We start from the raw sequence: 20008 nt of genomic DNA on the forward strand, positions 1-20008 counted from the left end.
CATCCGCCGAAGGGCCCTGCCGCACGTCCGTCCGCTCAGAGCTCGACCAGCACCTTCCCCCGGTTCGCCGAACGGTCCAGGTAGAGGCCGCGGTAGGCCGCCGGGATGCTGTCGAACCCCCGGTGCAGCGTCTCCTGGTACGCCAGCTCCCCGCTACGGACCAGTGCGCCGAGGTCCCGCCGCAGCGCGGCCCAGTTCTCCTCGGTGAACCACTCCAGCGAGAAGATGCCGCGAATCGTGGTGCGCGGGAACATGATCATCGGCAGCAGCCGCGGCCCCGCCCAGTCCCCGCCGACCTGGCTCCCCCACTGCCAGCAGACGGCCACCCGGCTCTCCACCGCGAGCATCCCGAAGACCACGTCGGTGAGCGCCCCGCCGAGGCTGTCGAAGTACCGGTCGATGCCCTCCGGCGCCAGCTCGGCCAGCTCCTTCCGCAGCCGCTCCGGCGCGTCGCCGTCGCGGTACAGCAGCACCCCCTCGAAGCCCAGCTCCCACAGCCGCTCCGCCTTCTCCGGCGAGGCCGTGGTGCCGATCACCCGGGCACCCCGGTGCCTGGCCAGCTGCCCGACCAGCGAGCCGACCGCCCCGGAGGCCCCGCTGACCAGAACCGTCGACCCGGGGCGCACGTCGAGGAACTTCTCCACCGTCCCCCAGGCCGTCATCCCGGGCCCGCCCAGGATGCCGAGCGCGGTGGTCAGCGGCAGGTCATCGCCGTAGTCGGCGGGGTCCAGCCGGCGGAAGGCCGGGAAGACCATCGGGAAGGTCCCGGTCTGCCAGAAGCTCGGCGCGCCGGTGCTGACCAGGTGGCTGCGCCAGCCGCCGAAGCCCTGCACCAGGTCGCCGACGCCGAAGCGCGCGGCGGGCCCGGCCTCCACCACCTCCATGATCGAGTCCGCGCCCATGTGGTCGCCGATCGGCGTGTCCAGCGCGATGCCCTGGAGGTACGGGTCGACCGAGACGTACCGGGTGCGCAGCAGCATCTCGTCCGCCGCGAGCCGGACGTCCACCTCCTCCACGACCTTCCGGTACATCCGCTCGACGTCCGGCACGCCGTCCACGTGCTCCCGCACGACCCACTTCTCGATCCTCACGAGGTGACTCCAAACTGGCGGTCGGCGGGGCCGACCGGTTCGATGAGCAGGGTGGGCGGCGGTGCGCTGTCGTCCACCTCGGCCCTGAAGGGCCTGCCGTCGTCCCGGCAGATGAACTGGACGACGTGCCGGCCGGCCGCCGCCGCCCGGATCAGCCCGCCGGTCGTCGCCCAGACCCCGGAGAGGTAGAAGTTCGCGAGGCCGGGCAGCCCCGGGCCGTTGCGCTTGACCTCCTCCTCCAGGGTCTCGCCGCTCTCCACGAAGGGCTGCCAGCCCAGCACCGTCCCGTTGTAGTTGCCGGTGTAGCGGACCTGGGTGAGCGGGGTGGAGACGTCCTTGACCGCCACCGCGTCCCGCAGCCCGGGGTGGTGGCCGTCCAGGTACTCGACGATGGTGTCGCGCACCCGGCGCTTCGCCCGCTGGTACTCCCGCCCCCGGCCGACCGGCAGGGTGTGCAGCTCCTCGCCGCGCCGCACCCGGGGCTCCTGCTCCGGCCCGGTGCTGAGCTCCCGCCAGGGCGCGATGTCGCAGAAGTAGCTGGCGTACACCACGGTGGTGTCGGCGGGCGACAGCTCCGGGTAGTGGCGGCTGCGGAACTGGACGTTGATGCTCGGGTGCCGGATGCCGGTGAGCCGCTCGGCGACCTCGTCCTCCAGCAGGTAGGTGGTGCACGGGTCCCCGGCCGGGAAGGGCCGGCGCAGGCCGAGGAAGACGGTCACGTAGCCGGGGAAGACCATGCCCGGCTCGGTGATGGTCTGGGTGTACAGCCGGCGGTAGGTGTCGCTCAGGTAGCGGCCCTTGAGCAGGTCCATCATGGTCGTCCGGCCGTCGCAGGCGGCCACCACGATGTCCGCCCGCACCTCCTGGCCGTCGCTCAGCCGCACCCCCACCGCCCGGTCGTCCTCGATCAGGATCCCGGTCACCTTGGTGTTGTACGTGATCTCGCCGCCCAGCCGCCGGTAGCGCTGCTCGATCGAGGTGGCCAGCCCCAGCGAGCCGCCCTCCGGCACCCCGGCCGACTGTCCGGCGTGGCAGGCGAGTTGGAAGTAGTTGGGCAGCACCGGGAAGTTGGGGTGCTTCTCGTACAGGATGAAGTTGAACGCCTCGCGCAGCAGCGGGCTGCGGAACTTCGCCGAGTAGTCGCTCATCAGCACCGTGATCGAGCGCCGGATCACGTTGAAGTACGGCAGGAAGGAGGCCAGCATCCGCGTCCGCTCCCACCGCCCCATCAGCCCGACCGGCTTGAGGAAGGGGTAACGGGCCAGCGCCAGGCGGAACTTGCGCAGCCCGGCGCAGAACTGCCGGATCTGCCGGGCGTCCTCCGGGGCCAGCTCCAGCAGGTGGGCCTCCAGCCGGTCCGGGTCGGAGTAGAAGTAGACCGCCCGGCCGTCCCGGGTGCGCACCACGTTGAAGACGTCGAAGTTGCGCATCCGCTTGCCCTGCAGCGCGCCGAGTTCGAGCCAGATCTGGTGCATCTCGTTGCCCGGACCGCTGCCCAGCAGCCAGCTGATGCAGCAGTCGAAGGTGAACTCGCCCCGGTCCCAGCCGGTGCAGCAGCCGCCGGGGATCTCGTGCATCTCCAGGATCCGGGTGCGGTAGCCGTTCATCTGCGCGAAGCAGCCGGTGGAGAGCCCGCCGAGCCCGCCGCCGATGATGACCATGCTCTGCCGGCCGCTGGTGGTCGTCCCGCTCACTCCGCCACCCCCACTTCCGCCACTCCTGCCTCCGGCACTCCCACGTCCGGCGCTCCCACGGTGGCGCGGTCGAGTTGCGGCAGGCGGCCCCACTTGCCCGCGTGCCAGGGTTCCCGGTTGTCGCTGGGCCAGGCCCGGAACGGCCGGCCGAGCTCCCGGCAGAGGTACTGCGCGGCGAACCGTCCGCTGGTGGCGGCCCGGATCAGCCCGCCGAGCGCGGTCCACTGGCCCGCCATGGAGAAGCCGCTCAGCCCGGGCAGCCGCATCCGGTCCTTGTTGACCAGCCGGTTGGCGGCGTCCTCGGCCTCCGAGAAGGCCTGCCAGGCGAGGATGCTGCCGTAGGTGTTGCCGGTGAACCGCTCGGTGGTCACCGGCGAGGCGACGTCCACGAGTTCGATCCGGCCGCCGAGCCCGGGGTACGTCCGCTCCAGGAACTCCCGGACGAACGAGGCGACTTCCTGCTTGCGCGCCCGGTAGGCCCGGCGGTCGCCGGTCCGCAGGTCCTTCCAGGAGCGGTAGTCGCTGAAGTAGGTGCAGTGCAGCACCGACTTGCCGGGCGGCGCGAAGCCGTCCGCGTAGGAGGACCGCAGCTGCACCACCAGGCTGCGCTGGAGCGAGCCGGGCAGCCGCTCGCCGTCCTCGGGCGTCAGCAGGTAGGTGGTGCTGTGCGGCTCGCCCTCGGGCAGCGGTCCGTCGATGCCGACGAAGGCGGAGACCACGGCCGGGTACAGGTTGCCCGGCTTGTCGAGCAGTTCGCCGTACAGCTTCTCGGTGGCGGGGCTGGAGTAGCGGCCCTCCAGCAGCCGCTCGAGCACCGTCGGGCCGTCGCAGGCGGCCACCACGTGGTCGGCGAAGTGCCGGGTGCCGTCCTTGAGTTCCACCCCGATCGCGCGCCCGTCCTCGATCAGGACGCGCTCGACCCGGCAGCGGTAGCCGATCACCCCGCCGAGCGAGGTGTAGCGCTCCTCGACCGAGCGCGCCAGCCCGAGCGAACCGCCCTGCGGGAAGCCCGCGTTGCCGTTGTGGGCGGCCGCCAGGGTGTAGAGGTACGGCAGCAGCGGGAAGCCCTCGGGCTCCTGGAGGAACATGTTGGGGAAGGCCCGCCGCAGCAGCGGGTCCTGGAAGCGCTCGGCGAAGCCGCTCATCGGGGTGGTCGCGGTGCGCCAGAACAGCCGGAACGCGGGCAGGACGGCACGCAGGGTGCGCAGCCGCTCCGCCGTGGTGCGCAGCGGCGGCGGGGTGAGCTCCCAGGGCAGCTCCATCGCGGCGTAGCGGCGCAGGTCGCGGCAGAAGGCCCGGATCGGCTTGGCGTCGCCGGGTGCGAGGGCCAGCAGGTGGGCCTCGAGCCGGTCCGGGTCGCCGTAGAAGGTGACGGCCCGGCCGTGTTCGTCGACCACCCGGTTGAAGGTGTCGAAGCGGGTCACCGACTTGCCGTCCAGGGCGCCGAGTTCGCTCCAGACCTGGTGCGCGCCGGTGCCCTCGGCGGTGCCGATCAGCCAGTCGATGCAGTAGTCGAACAGGTAGCCGTGCCGGGACCACGCGGTGCAGCAGCCGCCGGGCAGCACGTGCTTCTCGAAGATCCGGGTCTCCAGGCCGCTCATCTGCGCGTAGCAGCCGGTGGCGAGGCCGGCCAGGCCGGCCCCGATCACGATCACCCGGGGCGGGCCGCCGACGGCCCGCTCCCTGCCGGACCAGTCCGGCCCGCGGTCAGCCGCGGCCATCGGCGGTGCCCCCGGCCAGGATGGCGCCCGCCAGTTCGGCGTTGCGGGCGGCGAAGTCCCCGTCGAGCATCTCGGCGTGGGCGCCGTGCCCGACGTACACCGCGGTACCCGTGGTGGAGGCGCCGTGCCAGGAGCCCGGTTCGCCGCCCACGTGCACGGAGAGCCGGTCGCGCTCGCAGACCACGTCCAGCTGGGCCCTGACCGTTCCGGTGTTGGGCGTCCGGCTGCTGAACTCCAGGTAGTCCCTGGCCTGTTCGAGGGTCTCCTGGGCGACGATCCGCGAGCCGGTGTGGCGGTGGAGGTGCTCGTGGAGTTCGCGTTCGAAGACGGCCAGGTGCTCCTCGCCGAGGTCGAAGGCCTCGGTGACCCGGTAGGCGTCCACCATCAGCACCGAGGCCACCGTGCGTCCGCGCCGCTCCAGCTCCTTGGCCACCTCGAAGGCGAGGTTGCCGCCGAGCGAGTAGCCGAGCAGGACGTACGGCCCGGCGGCGTGCAGCTCCTCGGCCAGGTCCGCGTAGCGGGCGGTCTTGTCGTCGCCGGTCAGGTAGTTGAAGGAGGCGATCCGGTGTTCCGGCAGGTGCGCGGCGAGCTGCCGGTAGACCAGCCCGTGGCCGCCGGCCGGCGGGAAGCAGAAGACCGTGTGCTCCTCGGGCGCCCCGGCGTTGAACCAGAGGTAGGGCTCGCCGCCGGCCACCTCGCCGGTGATGATCTGCTCGACGGTGCGGGCCATGCCGTGCAGGGTGGTGACCTTGAACAGCAGGCCGACCGGGATGCTGATGTTGAACTCGCTCTGGAGGTGGTGGATCAGCTCGATGAGCCGGATCGAGCTGCCCCCGAGTTCGAAGAAGTCGTGCTGGAGGCCGACTTCGTCCAGCCCGAGCAGGTTCCGCCAGTGCTCGGCGACGCTGGTCTCGTAGAGCGTGACGGGCGGTTCGTGCTGGGCCCCGGCGGTGTCGGCCTTGGGCTCGGGCAGGGCCGCGAGGTCGACCTTGCCGTTCGGGGTGAGCGGCAGGGCGGGCAGCTCGGTGAGGAAGGAGGGGATCATCACGGTGGGCAGGTGCTCGGCCAGGTGGCGACGCAGTTCGCGGCGGTCCAGCACGGTGCCCTCGGCGGGCACCACGTAGGCGGCGAGGACGGCCTCGCCCCGGGCGTCCTGGCGGACGGCCACGCAGGCCTGGGCGAGTTCCGGGCGGGCGGTGAGGTGGGCCTCGATCTCGCCCAGCTCGATCCGGTGGCCGCGGACCTTGACCTGGTTGTCGATCCGGCCGAGCAGGTGCACGGTGCCCTCGGTGTCCCAGTGGCCGAGGTCGCCGGTGCGGTAGAGCCGCGCGGGCGTGCCGTCGAGGTCCAGGGTGACGAAGCGCCGGGCGGTCTGCTCCGGGTCGTTGGGGTAGCCGGCCGCGACGCCCGCGCCGCCGATCCACAGTTCGCCGGGCACGCCGACCGGGACGGGCTCGCCGTACGGGTCCAGGACGTACACGGCGCTGTTCGGGAACGGGCGGCCGATCGGCACCATCCGGCCGGGTTCCAGCCGGTCGGTGGCGCCCTCGTAGTAGGTGCTGTCGACGCTGGCCTCGGTCAGCCCGTAGGAGTTGACCAGCCGGGTCCGCGGGCCGCACAGGGCGCGCACCCGCTGGTGCTCGGCGGCCTTCCAGGAGTCGGAGCCGACGATCAGCAGCCGCAGGAAGTCCAGCGGCAGGCCCTCGCGCTCGCAGTGGGCCAGCAGCGCGCGGGCCACGGCGGGCACGAACTCGCCGCCGTCCACGGCCTCCTCGCGCATCACCCGGTACAGCCGGGCGGTGTCGAAGAGCAGCTCGCGGTCGACCAGGACGAGGGTGCCGCCGGTGCTGAGCGCCCGGGCGAGGTCGCCGGAGAAGACGTCGAAGGCGGTGCCGGCCATCTGGAGGTGCACCCGGACCTCGGTGTCCAGCCGGTACTCGGCGCGCCAGCCGGCGGTGACGGCAGCCAGGTTGCGGTGGTCGACCCGGACCCCCTTCGGACGGCCGGTGGAGCCCGAGGTGTGGATCAGGTAGGCGGCCCGGTCCGGGTCGGCGGCGGGCAGCGGTACGGCGCCCCCCAGCACGGGCCGGTCCAGCTCCTCCAGGGTGACCGGTGTGGCGGGCAGGTCGGCCGGGAGCGGGCGCCGCTGGTCGACCACCACCAGCGCCGCTCCGGCGTCCGTGACCTGGTGGGCGAGCCGGTCGGCCGGGTGCCCGGGGTCGAGCGGCAGGTAGGCGGCGCCGGCCCGCCAGATCGCCAGCAGGGTGCTGATCAGCTCGGGCGACTTGTCCAGGCAGACCGCGACCACCGAGCCCTCGCCGACGCCGAGTTCGCGCAGCCGTACGGCGGTGCGCTGGGACTGCCGGTCCAGTTCGCCGTAGGTCAGCCGGCGGACGCCGTCCCGGCCGGGCGCGACCACCGCGACCGCCTCCGGCCGCTCGGCGGCGGCCTTGGCGATCAGCTCCGGCACCGGGGTGTCGTGCTCGATCCGGCGCTCGGCGCCGCTGAAGCCGGTGAGGATCTCCCGCCGTTCGGCCTCGCCCAGCATCCGCAGCCGCCCGACCGGCTCGCCCTCGGCGGCGCGGGTCATGGCGTCCAGCAGGTTGCGGTAGTGCGCGGCCAGCCGCTGGACGGTGGCGGGCTCGAAGAGGTCGGAGTTGTACTTGAAGACGCAGTGGAAGCAGCCGTCCGCGCGGTCCTCGTAGGCGGACAGCGTGAGGTCGAACTGGCCTTCCTCCTCCGGGAGTTCGATGTACTCCAGGCGGTAGCCGAAGCGCTCCACGGCGACCTTGTGGGTGAGCAGGATGAACATCGCCTGGAACACCGCGGAGCGGCTCGGGTCGTGCTGGAGCCCCAACTGCTCGACCAGCAGCGGGAAGGGGTACTCCTGGTTGTCCAGCCCGCCGAGCACGCTCTCCCGCACCCGGGCCAGCAGGTCGGCCACGGTCGGCTCCCCGGCCAGGCTCACGTGCAGCGGCAGCGGGTTGACGAAGTAGCCGTAGACCGAGGCGAACTCCTCCTGGGTGCGGCCGGTGACCGGGCTGCCGACCACGATGTCCGGCTGCCCGGACCAGCGGTGCAGCAGCAGGTAGTAGGCACCGATCAGCACCATGAACGGGGTGGCGCCGTTGGCACGGGCCAACTCGTGTACCCGGGCGGTGAGTTCGGCGTCCAGCTGGAAGAACTCGGAGGCGCCGTTGTGGGTCTGCACGGCCGGGCGCGGCTTGTCGGTGGGCAGCGCCAGCACCGGCATCTCGGCCGGCAGGTGGCCGCGCCAGTAGTCGAGCATCCGCCGGGCCTCGGGCCCGGCCAGGAAGCGGTTCTGGCGGTTGAGGAAGTCCAGGTAGCGGGCGGGCACCGGGGGCAGCTCCGGGGTGCGGCCCTGGCGAAGCGCCTCGTAGACCTCGAACAGCTCCTCGATGAAGGTGAAGGTGGAGATCGCGTCCGAGACGATGTGGTGGACGGCCTTCATCAGCACCCAGCGGTCCGGCCCGCGCCGGAACAGCCGCAGCCGGACCAGCGGGTCCTCGGCGAGGTCGTACGGCCGCCGGTACTCGCGGACGATCAGGTCGTGGATCTCCTCCCACGGCCGGCCCTCGACGTCGAACAGCCCGGTGTCGGCCTCGACCTCCTCCCGGATGCGCTGGACCGGGCGGCCCTCCTCGGCGGTGAAGGCGGCGCGCAGCTCGGGGTGCCGGGCGACCAGGAACCGGAAGGCCCCGAACATCAGCTCCGGGTCGAGCTCCGCGCGGACCTCCACGGCGCCACCGATGTTGTACGCGAAGCCGTCCGGGTGCAGCAGGCGCAGGAACCAGAGCGCCTGCTGGTTGTGGGTGAGCGGGAAGCGGGACTCGTCGGCGTACAGCTCCACCTCGGCCTCGGCCGGGCCGCCGGCGGCGGCGAGCCGCTCGGCCAGGCCCTCGGTGAGCAGGTCGACCAGGTCGCCGAGGCTGCCGTTGCTGAGCAGGGCCACCACCGGCAGGGCGACGCCCAGTTCGCCGTGCACCCGGGCGCGCAGCTCCATGGCGAGCAGCGAGTCCAGGCCGTGCGCGCCGAGTCTCGTGTCGGCGTCGATCCGTTCGGCGGCGATCCGCAGCACGGCCGCGGCGGCGGCGGTCAGGCGCTCGGCGACCAGCTCCCGGCGGGCCTGCGGGTCGGCCGCGCGGTAGGCGTCCAGGAAGCCGCCGGTCTCGGTCGGGGCCTGCTCGACGGCGCTCGCCGCGAGGTCGGCGACCAGCGGCGGCGGCGCCGGGTACCAGGCGAGGAAGGTCGGCCAGTCGACCACGGTGGCGACCAGCAGCTGGGCGCGGTCCTGGCCGAGGACGCGCTCCAGGACGGCCGTTCCGGCGTCCGGCGGCAGCGAGCTCATGCCGCGGGCGTCGCGGTAGTGGGCGACCAGGCCCAGCTCCTCGATCATGCCGGTGGCCCACGGGCCCCAGTCCAGGCTGAGCCCGGGCAGCCCCTCGGCCCTGCGGTGGTGGGCCAGGGCGTCCAGGAAGGCGTTGCCGGCCGCGTAGTTGGTCTGTCCGGCGGTGGTGAGCAGCGAGGCGACGGAGGCGAACAGCACGAAGTGGTCGAGCGGTTCGTCGCTCAGCAGCCGGTGCAGCAGGTGGCCGCCGACCACCTTGGGGCCGTAGCCGGCGTCGAAGGCCGGACGGTCCATCTGGGCCAGCAGGGTGTCCTTGACCTGCCCGGCGAGGTGGAACACGCCACGGATCGGCGGGAGTTGGCGCTGCCGGTAGTCGGCGAGCCAGCCCGCGAGGGCGGCCTCGTCGGTGACGTCGACCGGGGCGAGCAGCGGTTCGGCGCCGAGCGCCTGGAGTTCGCGCAGGAAGGCGATCCGCTCGCCGACGGGCGTGTCCGGGTCGGTGTACGCCCACTCCGAGCGCTCCGGCAGGGCGGTCCGGCCGACCAGGATCAGCCGCCGGGCGCCGCGCCGTACGAGGGTGCGGCAGAGCAGTCGGCCGAGCGCGCCGAAGGCGCCGGTGACCAGGTAGCTGCCGTCGGGGCGGAGGACCGGCGGCAGCGGGCGGGTGAGGCCCTCGGCCTGCCGCAGCCGGCTGGTGAGCCGGACGCCGGCCCGCAGGGCGATCTCCTGCTCGTCCCGGGCCGCGAGTTCGGCGAGCAGCGCCTCGGCCTGCTCGGCGGCGTCGACGGCCGGGTCGAGGTCGATCAGGGTGCCGCGCTGGGCGACCAGCTCCTGCTGCCACAGCACCCGGCCGATGCCCCAGGCGGGGGCGCCGAGCGGTTCGACCCGGTCGCCGGGGGCGGCGGGCTGGGTGCCCCGGGTGACGATGTGCAGCCGGCCGTCCGGGCGGGCGGCGGGCAGGGCCTGGGCGAGGGTGATCAGGGAGTAGGCGCCGAGGGTCGCGAGCGGGCCGAGCCGGTCGGCGGTGGTGGCGGCCAGGGCGGGCTGGTCGAGGTTCCAGAGGTGGACGACGGTGCCGAAGGCTGGGTCGAGGTCGGCGAGCAGCCGCCGGACGTCCTCGGCGGAGTCGGGCCGGACGGTCGAGTGCCCCTCACCGTGCCGGTACTCATCTCCGGGCCGGACCAGGTGGCAGCGGGTGCCGCGCCCGGCGGCCAGGGCCGCCAGGCGGTCGCCGAGGCCGCCCTCGTCGGCGAAGAGCAGCAGGTCGCCGGGGGTCTCGTCGAGGGGCGCCTCGGCGGCGGCCACCCAGTCGACCTCGGTGAGCCAGCCGTCGATGGTGGACAGCCCGACGGAGGCCGGGGCCTGGGCGACGTCGGCGACCCGGAAGCCGGTGACCCGGCCGACCGGGGTGCCGTCCTCGGTGTAGAGCGCGAGGTCGCCGACGAGCTCCTCGCCGCTGTCCCGGGTCACGGTGGCGTGCACCCAGAGCGGGCGGTCGCCGATCGCGTCGAGCCGGACCTCAGCGATCGAGACGGGGAGCCGGACGCTGCCGCCCTCGGGCACCGCCAGCCGGGTGGTGAGCAGGGTCTGGAAGCAGCCGTCCAGCAGCACCGGGTGGAGGTGGTGGTCGGCCGCGTCCGGGCCGAGCTGGGTGGTCGGCCGGATCCGGGCCAGCGCCTCACCGGGGCCCGCCCACACCTCGGCGATGGCCTGGAAGGCGGGGCCGTAGTCGTAGCCGCGCTCGGCCAGCTGCCGGTAGCAGTCCGGGCCGTCCAGGTGCCGCCCCCGGGCGCGCAGGGCGTCCAGGTCCGGTGCGGGGCCGTAGGAGCGGCGCTGGCCGGTGCGGACCCGGCCGCCCGCGTGCACGGTCGGCTCGCCGCCGGCCGGGGTGGAGGCGATGGTGAAGCGGGCGTCCTCCGGCGCGTAGCCGAGCTGGACGGGGACGGGCTCGGTCTCGGAGAGGAACAGCGCCCGGTTCAGCTCGATCTCGGCCAGCGTCACCTCGGTGCCGCCGGTCAGGGTGCGGACGGCCTGGGCGGCCATCTCCAGGTACCCGGCGGCCGGGAAGACCACCTGGCCCTCGATCCGGTGGTCGGTCAGGTAGGGCAGCCGCTCGGGGTCGAGGGTGCCGGTCCAGCCGGGCTGGGCACTCGCGGTGCGGCGGCCGAGCAGCGGGTGGTCCAGCCGCCCGAGCCGGACCTGCTCGACCGGCTTGGGCTCCACCCAGTACCGGTCGCGCCGCCACGGGTAGGCCGGCAGCGGCACCGGGCGGCCGGCCGGGTGCAGCGCGTCCCAGATCAACTCGACGCCGAGGGTGTGCAGTTCGGCGAGGCTGCGGGCGAGGCGCTCGGGCTCGTCCTGCTGCCGGCGGATCGACGGCAGGGTGTGCGCCTGCTCCGCGCACTCGCGGATCGCGTGGCCGAGCACCGGGTGCGGGCCGAGCTCCAGGAACAGTCCGTGCCCGTCCTCGGCCATCCGCTCGACGGCGGCCCGGAAGCGCACCGGGTTACGGACGTTCTGCCACCAGTACTCGCCGTCCAGCTCCGGCCCTCGGGCGAGCCCCTCGCGGGCGGTGAGGTAGAGCGGCAGCCGGGCCGCCTGGGGCTTGATGGCGGCGAGCGCGGCCACCAGCTCGCCGCGGATCGGGTCCATCCGCACGCTGTGGTACGGGACTTCGACGTCCAGCAGGCGGGCGAAGACGCCCTGCCGGCGCAGCTCCTCGGCCAGTTCGCCGAGGGCCTCGGCGTCCCCGGCCAGGGTCACCGCGGAGGGGCTGTTGACCGCGCCGAGCGAGATCTGGGAGCGGTACGGGCGGATCCGGCGCTCCGCCTCGGCCTCCGGCAGGCCGACCGCGAGCATGGTGCCGGTGCCGGCCAGGCGCTGCTGGAGCCGGCTGCGGGCGAGCACCACCCGGACGGCGTCGGCCAGGTCGTAGACCCCGGCCTCGTGAAAGGCGGCGACCTCGCCGGTGCTGTGGCCGACCACCGCGTCGGGGCGCAGGCCGTGGCTCCGCCAGAGCGCCGAAAGCCCCACCTGGACGGCGAAGTTGGCGGGCTGGGCCAGCCAGGTCTCGGCCATCCGGGAGTCCGCCTCGTCGCGGTCCAGCTCGGTCAGCAGCGACCAGCCGGCCTGCGCGCGGATCTCCCGGTCGACGGCCCGCACGGCCTCCCGGTAGACCGGCTCGTGCTCGTACAGCCCCCGGCCCATGCCCCACCACTGCGGGCCCATGCCGGTGAACACCCAGGCCAGCCGGCGCTGCCGGCGTTCCCGGGCGTGGCCCTGGACCACCCGCGGGTGCTCCTCGCCGCGCTCGTACGCGGCCAGCGCCTCGTCCAGGTCCTCCCGGGTGGAGTAGACCACCCCGAGCCGCTCGGGCAGGTGCTGGCGGCGGTGCGCCAGGGTGTGGCCGAGGTCGGCGAGGGGCGTCCCGCCGGCGAGCTCCTGCCGTACGGCGGCGGCCAGTTCGGGCAGTCCGGCGGCGTCCTTGGTGCTCAGCGGCAGCACCGTGCGGGCCGGCTCGGCCACCGGTGCGGCGGGCCCGGGCCGCGGCGGCTCCTCCAGCAGGACATGGGCGTTGGTGCCGCCGAAGCCGAAGGAGTTGACGCCGGCCCGGGCCGGGCCCCGGTGCTCGGGCCAGTCCACCGGGGCGGTCGGGATCTCGAACGGCAGCGCGTCGAGGTCGATGCCGGGGTTGGGCCGCTCCAGGTTGAGGTGCGGCGGGATGCGGCGGTGCTTGATCGCGAGCGCGGTCTTGATCAGCCCGGCGACGCCGGCCGCCGCCTCGGTGTGCCCGATGTTGGTCTTGACCGAGCCGACGTAGCAGCGGTCCCCGGCGCGGCGGCCGACGCCGAGCACCCGGCCGAGGGCGGCGGCCTCGATCGGGTCGCCGACCGGGGTGGAGGTGCCGTGCGCCTCGACGTACTGGAGGCTGCCGGGCAGCACCCCGGCCTCCGCGCAGACCCGCTCGATCAGGGTGACCTGGGCGTCCGCGCTGGGGACGGTGATGCCGTTGGTGCGGCCGTCCTGGTTGACGCCGGTGCCGAGGATGACGGCGTGCACCGGGTCCCCGTCGCGCAGCGCGTCGGAGAGCCGCTTGAGCACGACCACGCCGACGCCCTCGGCCCGGACGTAGCCGTCCGCGGAGGCGTCGAAGGCGCGCGAGCGGCCGTCCGCGGAGAGGAAGCCGCCCTTGGTCTCGGCGATCGTGTACTGCGGCGCCATGTGCAGCAACGCGCCGCCGGCCAGGGCGAGTTCGGTCTCGCCGCGGAGCAGGCTCTGGCAGGCAAGGTGGACCGCGACCAGCGAGGAACTGCACGCGGTGTCGATCGAGACGCTCGGCCCGCGGAAGTCGAAGCAGTGCGAGATCCGGTTGGACACCATCGTCATCATGGTGCCGGTGGCGGTGTGCGCCGCGATGGTGGCGAAGTCGAGGTCGGCGAACTGGAGGATCTTCCAGTCGAGGGTGAAGGCGCCCATGTAGACGCCGACCTCCCGGCCGGCCAGCTCGCCGGGGCGCAGGCCGCCGTCCTCCAGGGCCTCCCAGCTGACCTCCAGGAGCTTGCGCTGCTGCGGGTCCATGTGTTCGGCCTCGCGCGGGCTGATCCCGAAGAAGTCCGGGTCGAAGGTGTCGAAGCCGTCGATGTAGCCGCCCCGGCCGCCGATCAGCCGCCCCGGCTTGGCCCGGTCCCTGCTGCCCAGGGTGCCGGTGTCGTAGCGGTCGGCGGGCGTCTCGGTGAGACAGTCCCGGCCCTCGATCAGGTTGCGCCAGTAGGACCGGTGGTCGTTGGCGTGTCCCGGCAGGCGGCAGCCGATACCGGTGATCGCGATGCGTTCGCGGGGCACGGCGAAGGGCGAGGAGGTCATGATCCAATCCGGGGTGGTGATGGCGTGGCGCCGGGGACACGGGCAGGTGGGAGCGGCCGCTCGGGCCGGGTGTCAGACGGACTGCTCGGTGGTCTTCGCCCGGCGCCAGGGGTGCAGCAGGGTGGCGCCGAGTTCGCCGGTGGCGGGGAACGCGGCCGGGTCGGTGAGGCCGACGGCCTTCGGCACTCGGCCGGGCCGCCAGGTGAAGCTCCCGAACACGTGGTCCCAGAGCGAGAGGTCGGAGGCGTAGTGGCCGGCTTCGGCGAGGTCGGTGCTGTGGTGCAGGCGGTGGAGTTCCGGCCCGGCCAGGACGTGGCCGAGCGGACCGATGCGGACTTCGATGTTGGCGTGGACGAAATACCCCTGAGCCAGGACGAATATTCCGACCACGAACACTGAATCCGCCGAGAATCCGATCAGCGCCAGCGACAGTTGCACCACGGACTGCGCGACGAACACGTCCAGGAAATGATTCACGCCGTTGTTCGCGACGTTCACCTTGTCCGGGACGTGGTGCACCCCGTGCAGCCGCCAGAGCCACCTGTTGCGGTGGGACCAGCGGTGCACGAGGTAGTCGCCGAGCGAGCCGACCAGCAGCGCGAGTGGGATCTCCACCGCGAACGGCAGCGCCGGGTGGGCCGGGCCGAGCACCTGCACCAGCGTCGCCACCAGCCCCTGGGCCAGTGCGCCGCCGACCATGCTCAGCGCGAAGTAGACGCTGTACCAGCCGAGTTCACGTCGGCTCGGATGCCAGTCGGTCCGGTACGGGATCACCCGCTCCAGGACCGCCAGGTAGACGAGGACGGCGATCAGGAAGAGCGGGGAGACCCGGTCCGGTCCCCAGCGGAAGTGCAGGGTCGCGACGGCCGTGCACAGCACACCCAGGAGCAGCAGCGGGTGGGCGAGCCGGCGGGCAATGGCTGACAGCACGCGCCCCCCGTTCTTCGCGGACTAACGACTGGAAACGTCAGAGACTCTAGCGGGCGACGCGCGCCGTGACAGTCATTCGACGTGTTAACTCCATGAATGACCCGATCGGCGGACTATACGCGCACGAAGTTGACGTCTGCGCGGCGCGAAGGGGGCGCATTGTCGAGAAGAAGCGGGACTTGACGGTGTGTGACAACAGTCGTGCAGATCTTCGAGCGCTGATGTGCGCCCCTTCTGCGCCGCCGCGCGCGGCTATCGATCCGGCCATATCCCACGGCCGGCGCCCCGGCTCCAGGAGCACCCACGGGTCAGGAGCGGGCCGGCTCCGCCCATCGGTGTGCGGCACGGGGCGCGTGCGCCGCGAGACGGTCGCGCAGACCGCGCAGCTCGTACTCGACCAGCGCGGGCAGCGCGGTCGCGCCGGTCGCCTCCAGGGCGGGGCCGAGCAGGTCGACGGCCGTGGCCGGGTCGTGCGCGCAGACGTGGCAGTCGGCCGCGCGGACGATGAAGAGCAGGCGGCTGGAGGGCAGTTGGTCCGGGCCGAGCAGGCCGAGGGCGGTCTCGGTGGCGTCCAGCGCCCGGCGGGCCAGCCGGGGGTCGTCGGTGGCGGCGGCGAGGTCGCGCAGCGCGGCCGCCGCGGCGGACTCGACCCGCATCCGCATCGAGGCGATGGAGAGCCAGGGCACGTCGACCTCGTCCTCCGCGCCGATGTGGTCCAGGTGCGGCCGGGCCAGGTCGATCTGCCGGACGGTCGCCCGCACGTCGCCGGTGAGCGCGTGCGCCCGGGCCCGGCTGATCCGGCCCATCGCACCGGCCCAGTGCCGGTCCGGGGCGGCCCGTTCGATCTCGCGGGCGTAACCGAGGGCGGCGACCGGGTCGCCGTCCAGCCGGGCCAGGATGCTCATGTCGCTGAGCGTGCCGACCTGGGTGGCCCGGTCCGCGGCCAGCCCGGCCCAGGTGAGGGCGCGGTCGTAGCAGGCCATCGCGGTGGCGTTGCGGCCGTCCTGCATCCGCAGCGCGCCGGCCGCGTGGGCGTGCTCGGCGGCCAGCCGGACCAGCGGGCCGCGCTGCCCGGCGGGGGCGGTGGCGAGCCTGGCGAGCACCGCGCGCAGGGTGCGCTCGACGGCCGCGACCAGGACCGGGCGGTCGCCGGTCTCGCCAGAGCGCAGGCGGGCGGCGAGCAGCCCGGTCAGGGCGTGTGCGGTGACGGCGTCCAGCGGGCGGGCGGCGGCCGGGTCGGCGAGCGCCTCGGCGGAGCAGAACTCGGCGTGCAGGGCCGCGAGTTCCCCGGGCTCGGGGACGGCGCAGCCCTCGGCGCCGTGCAGCGGACAGAGCAGCCCGTAGTCCGGCAGTCGCGGCGGAGCGGGCGCCGGGGGCGGGGCGGGCGGGCCGGACGGTGCGCCGCCCGGCAGCGGGGGCCGGAGCAGGGCGGGCGAGATGGCGTCCGGGTCGCACAGTTCGGCGTTCTCGGCGCGCTGACAGGCGGCGCTCAACTCCCCTGCGGCGCCGAGGAGGTCGTCGATCCGGTCGGCGACCCTGGGGGTGACCCGGCGGGCGCCGTGCTCGATCTTGCTGACCGCGGTGTGGTCGTAGCCGATCCCGGCGCCGAGCTGCGCCTGGGTGAGGCCCGCCCGGCGCCGCCAGTGCCGCAGCCGGGCGCCGAACTCCCGCCAGGCGTCCTGCCCCCGGCCGGTCGGCGGTGCCGGCACCGCCGCCGCAGGGGCCACACGGTTCCGCTGCACGGCTGCCTCCCCGGGCGCGTCGTCCCCGGCCGGCCGCCGGGCCTGTCGACGATTCCAGTGATTCCGACGACTCGGATCAGGAGGACGGTACTCGATGGCCACCCGCCTCGTACATGAGGTGGTCTCAACCACTTGAAGAAAAGCCCAGCTTGACGCAAAGCCGGACCGACGGGCTTGACGGAATTTGCCAACCCCTTGCCCCGCGCGCACCGGGCATTGACCTGGGCATGACGTCGTGTGAGGGTTCGGGCACCCGAGCGCGGACGGCCCGCACGGCCGTCCCCCTGATACGGCCCCGCGGCGCGCCACCAGCCCCTGCCGTCCGCGGTCGAGGACCCCCACATGCGAGGAGCCTCGATGCAACGCAGAGTCACCGCAGGCAGGTTGCTGACCACGGCGACCACCCTGACCGTGCTGGCCGGCATGATCGCCGCCGCCGCGGGCCCGGCCACCGCCGCGCCCACCCCCTCTCCCTCCTCGGCGCCGCCGAGCGCCCTGGCCGCCGCCGTCAACGCCGCCGACGCGGCCGCGAACGCCGGGCTGGACGCGCTGGCCAAGGGCCCGGGCGAGACCTACGAGCGCAAGACCGTCACGCCCTGGCTCGGCGGCCTCTACTCCGTCTCGTACGAGCGCAGCTACCACGGCCTGCCGGTGGTCGGCGGCGACGCGGTCGTCCTCGCCGACTCCCAGGGCAAGGTCCGCGCCCTGCAGTCCGCCGCCACCGGACCGGTCGGCGGCTCGACCACCCCGCAGGTCAGCGCGGCGGACGCGGAGAAGACCGCCCGGACGAAACTGGCCACCGTGGACTCGGTGGACTCCCCCCGCCTGGTCGTCCGGGTCAAGGACGGCACCGGCCGGCTCGCCTGGGAGACCGTCCTCAAGGGCCGCACCGCGTCGGCGCCCAGCACGCTGCACGTCTTCGTGGACGCGGCCACCGGCGAGGTGCTCGACAGCTACGACGACGTCCGTGCCGGAACCATCAACAGCAAGTGGAACGGCCCCGCCCCGGTCACCATCAGCACCACCAACTCCGGCGGCTCGTACTCGCTGCGCGACCCGAACCGGCCCGGCCTGTCGTGTTCCGACTACAGCACCGGGCAGGTCTTCTCCAAGTCCAGCGACTCCTGGGGCAACGGCAGCCCGTCGACCAAGGAGACCGGCTGCGGCGACGCGATGTTCGCGGCCCAGAAGGAATGGGACATGCTCCGCGACTGGCTCGGTCGCAACGGGCACAACGGCAACGGCGGCAGCTGGCCGGTCAAGGTCGGCCTCAACGACGTCAACGCCTACTGGGACGGCAGCACGATATCCATCGGCCACAGCCAGGCCAACGAGTGGATCGCGGCGATCGACGTGGTCGGCCACGAGTTCGGCCACGGCATCGACCAGTACACCCCCGGCGGCGCCAACAACGAGTCCGGCCTGGGCGAGGCCACCGGCGACATCATGGGCGCGCTGACCGAGTCGTACGCCAACGAGCCCGCCCCGTACGACTCCCCGGACTACACCGTCGGCGAGATGATCAACCTGGTCGGCCAGGGCCCGATCCGCAACATGTACAACCCCTCGCTCGTCAACAACGACCCGAACTGCTACTCGGCGTCGATCCCGCAGACCGAGGAGCACGCGGCGGCCGGCCCGCTCAACCACTGGTTCTACCTGCTGGCCGAGGGCTCCAACCCGGGCGGCGGCAAGCCCACCAGCCCCACCTGCAACAACTCCTCCGTCACCGGCATCGGCATCAAGGACGCCGGCCGGGTCTTCTACGGCGGCATGCTCCTCAAGACCAGCGGCATGACCTACAAGCGCTACCGCACCGCCACCCTGACCGCCGCCAAGAGCCTCGACGCCACCTGCGCCTTCTTCAACCGGACCAAGGCCGCCTGGGACGCCGTCAGCGTCCCCGCCCAGAGCGGCGACCCGACCTGCACGCCGTCCGGCAACAACGACTTCTCGCTGTCGCTCGGCCCGGCGTCCGGCTCCGTCCAGCCCGGCGCCTCGACCTCGTCGACGGTGAGCACCGCCGTCACCTCCGGCACCGCGCAGACCGTCGGCCTCACCGCCTCCGGCCTCCCGGCGGGCGTCACCGCGAGCTTCAACCCCTCGTCGGTGCAGGCCGGTTCCTCCTCCACCCTGACCCTGTCCGCCTCCGCGGCGGCCGTGGCCGGGACCTACCAGATCACCGTCACCGGCACCGCCGGCGCCACCACCCACACCGCCCAGTACGGCCTGACGGTCGGCGGCGGGGGCAACCCCGGCGGGCCCGCGCCCGACATCGACGTCGCCAAGGTCCAGGCCCACCTGTCCCAGCTGAACACCATCGCCAACCAGAACGGCGGCCACCGCCGGGCGGGCAGCGCCGGGCACAGCCAGTCGATCGCGTACATCAAGGCCAAGCTGCAGGCGGCCGGCTACAACGTCACCGAGCAGACCTGCACCTCCTGCAGCTACCAGTCCAACAACCTGATCGCCGACTGGCCCGGCGGCCCGTCCGACCAGGTCACCATGTTCGGCGCCCACCTGGACAGCGTCTCGGCCGGCCCCGGCATCAACGACAACGGCTCCGGCTCGGCCGTCCTGCTGGAGAACGCGCTCGTGCTCGCCCAGCAGAACCCCAGCCTGACCCGGCACGTCCGGTTCGGCTGGTGGACCGGTGAGGAGCAGGGCCTCCAGGGCTCGCAGTCCTACGTCGGCCAGCTGAGCTCCGCCCAGCGCTCCGCGATCAAGGCGTACTACAACTTCGACATGGTCGGCTCGCCCAACGCCGGCTACTTCATCAACAACATCAACTCCGCGGCGTCGGCCCCGATGAAGGCCTACTGGGACTCGCTGAACCTCAAGCCGGAGGAGAACGTCGAGGGCCAGGGCCGCTCGGACGACTACTCCTTCCAGCAGGCCGGCATCCCGACCTCGGGCTACGCGGCCGGCGCCGACGCCACCAAGACCTCGGCGCAGGCGGCCAAGTGGGGCGGCACGGCGGGCCGTTCCTACGACTCCTGCTACCACTCGTCCTGCGACACCACCAGCAACGTCGACGCGACGGTGCTGAACCGCAACGCCGACGGCGTGGCGTACACCATCTGGAAGACCTCGGTCGGCGGCACCGCGCCCGCCAACGACTTCTCCCTCTCGGTGAACCCGACCACCGCCACCGTCAAGCCCGGTGACACCACCACGGCGACGGTCGCCACCTCGACCACCTCCGGCTCGGCCCAGACGGTCAACCTGACCGCCTCGGGCGCCCCGGCCGGCGTGACCGTCTCCTTCAACCCGTCCTCGGTGCAGTCCGGCGGCTCGGCGACGCTCACCGTCGCCACCGCCGCCTCGACCGCCACCGGCACCTACACCATCACCCTGACCGGGACCGGCTCGGCCACCCACAGCACCAGCTTCTCCCTGGTGGTGGGCAACGACTCGCCGAACCCGGGTGGCACCTGGACGCCCGGCACCACCTACCAGGCGGGCGACGTGGTGACCTACAACGGGGTCAGCTACCGCTGCCTCCAGGGCCACACCGCCCAGGTCGGCTGGGAGCCGCCGATCGTCCCGGCGCTCTGGCAGGCCGTGTGACCGGGGCGCGCTGACGCCCGGTGAAGCC

Annotated in this window: 7 protein-coding genes; 1 reads left to right on the forward strand and 6 read right to left on the reverse strand. The window is 73.5% G+C overall.

Annotation, left to right across the window (positions count from 1 at the left end; all coding sequences use genetic code 11):
• Positions 1-35: 35 nt before the first annotated feature.
• The 6 genes from AMK13_RS37065 to AMK13_RS37090 all read right to left on the reverse strand — a co-directional run bounded on the left by AMK13_RS37065 (position 36) and on the right by AMK13_RS37090 (position 16410).
• A complete protein-coding gene (locus AMK13_RS37065; RefSeq protein WP_074005954.1) occupies positions 36-1091 on the reverse strand; it encodes an MDR family NADP-dependent oxidoreductase in 1056 nt (351 codons plus the stop codon).
• Positions 1088-2752 carry a phytoene desaturase family protein gene (locus tag AMK13_RS37070; protein WP_074005989.1) on the reverse strand — a complete coding sequence of 555 codons (1665 nt, stop codon included), beginning with the start codon at positions 2750-2752 and terminating at the stop codon, positions 1088-1090. The genes AMK13_RS37065 and AMK13_RS37070 overlap by 4 nt, the downstream gene beginning before the upstream one ends.
• Before the next feature lie 29 nt (positions 2753-2781).
• Positions 2782-4506: a phytoene desaturase family protein gene (locus tag AMK13_RS37075; RefSeq protein ID WP_079272861.1), complete on the reverse strand. Its 1725-nt coding sequence runs from the start codon at positions 4504-4506 to the stop codon at positions 2782-2784.
• Positions 4493-13738: a non-ribosomal peptide synthetase/type I polyketide synthase gene (locus tag AMK13_RS37080; RefSeq protein WP_074005955.1), complete on the reverse strand. Its 9246-nt coding sequence runs from the start codon at positions 13736-13738 to the stop codon at positions 4493-4495. The genes AMK13_RS37075 and AMK13_RS37080 overlap by 14 nt, the downstream gene beginning before the upstream one ends.
• A 72-nt stretch (positions 13739-13810) precedes the next feature.
• Positions 13811-14668, reverse strand: coding sequence for a sterol desaturase family protein (locus tag AMK13_RS37085; protein WP_234348325.1), 858 nt, complete (start codon positions 14666-14668; stop codon positions 13811-13813).
• Positions 14669-14976: 308 nt separating this feature from the next.
• Positions 14977-16410: a helix-turn-helix domain-containing protein gene (locus tag AMK13_RS37090; protein ID WP_241853197.1), complete on the reverse strand. Its 1434-nt coding sequence runs from the start codon at positions 16408-16410 to the stop codon at positions 14977-14979.
• A 357-nt stretch (positions 16411-16767) separates the two neighbouring features.
• On the opposite strand from AMK13_RS37090, the gene AMK13_RS37095 reads away from it, so the two are divergent.
• Positions 16768-19980, forward strand: coding sequence for a M28 family peptidase (locus tag AMK13_RS37095; protein ID WP_074005957.1), 3213 nt, complete (start codon positions 16768-16770; stop codon positions 19978-19980).
• The last annotated feature ends 28 nt before the right edge of the window (positions 19981-20008 follow it).

This window comes from Streptomyces sp. CB02056 (genome assembly GCF_001905545.1).
In the GTDB taxonomy this organism is placed as follows: Bacteria; Actinomycetota; Actinomycetes; order Streptomycetales; family Streptomycetaceae; genus Kitasatospora.

Excerpts from the sequence above, each read along its gene's own strand:
- AMK13_RS37075 (WP_079272861.1), bottom strand. The coding sequence starts at position 4,506 with ATGGCCGCGGCTGACCGCGGGCCGGACTGGTCCGGCAGGGAGCGGGCC.
- AMK13_RS37095 (WP_074005957.1), top strand. The coding sequence starts at position 16,768 with ATGCAACGCAGAGTCACCGCAGGCAGGTTGCTGACCACGGCGACCACC.
- AMK13_RS37070 (WP_074005989.1), bottom strand. The coding sequence starts at position 2,752 with ATGGTCATCATCGGCGGCGGGCTCGGCGGGCTCTCCACCGGCTGCTTC.
- AMK13_RS37080 (WP_074005955.1), bottom strand. The coding sequence starts at position 13,738 with ATGACCTCCTCGCCCTTCGCCGTGCCCCGCGAACGCATCGCGATCACC.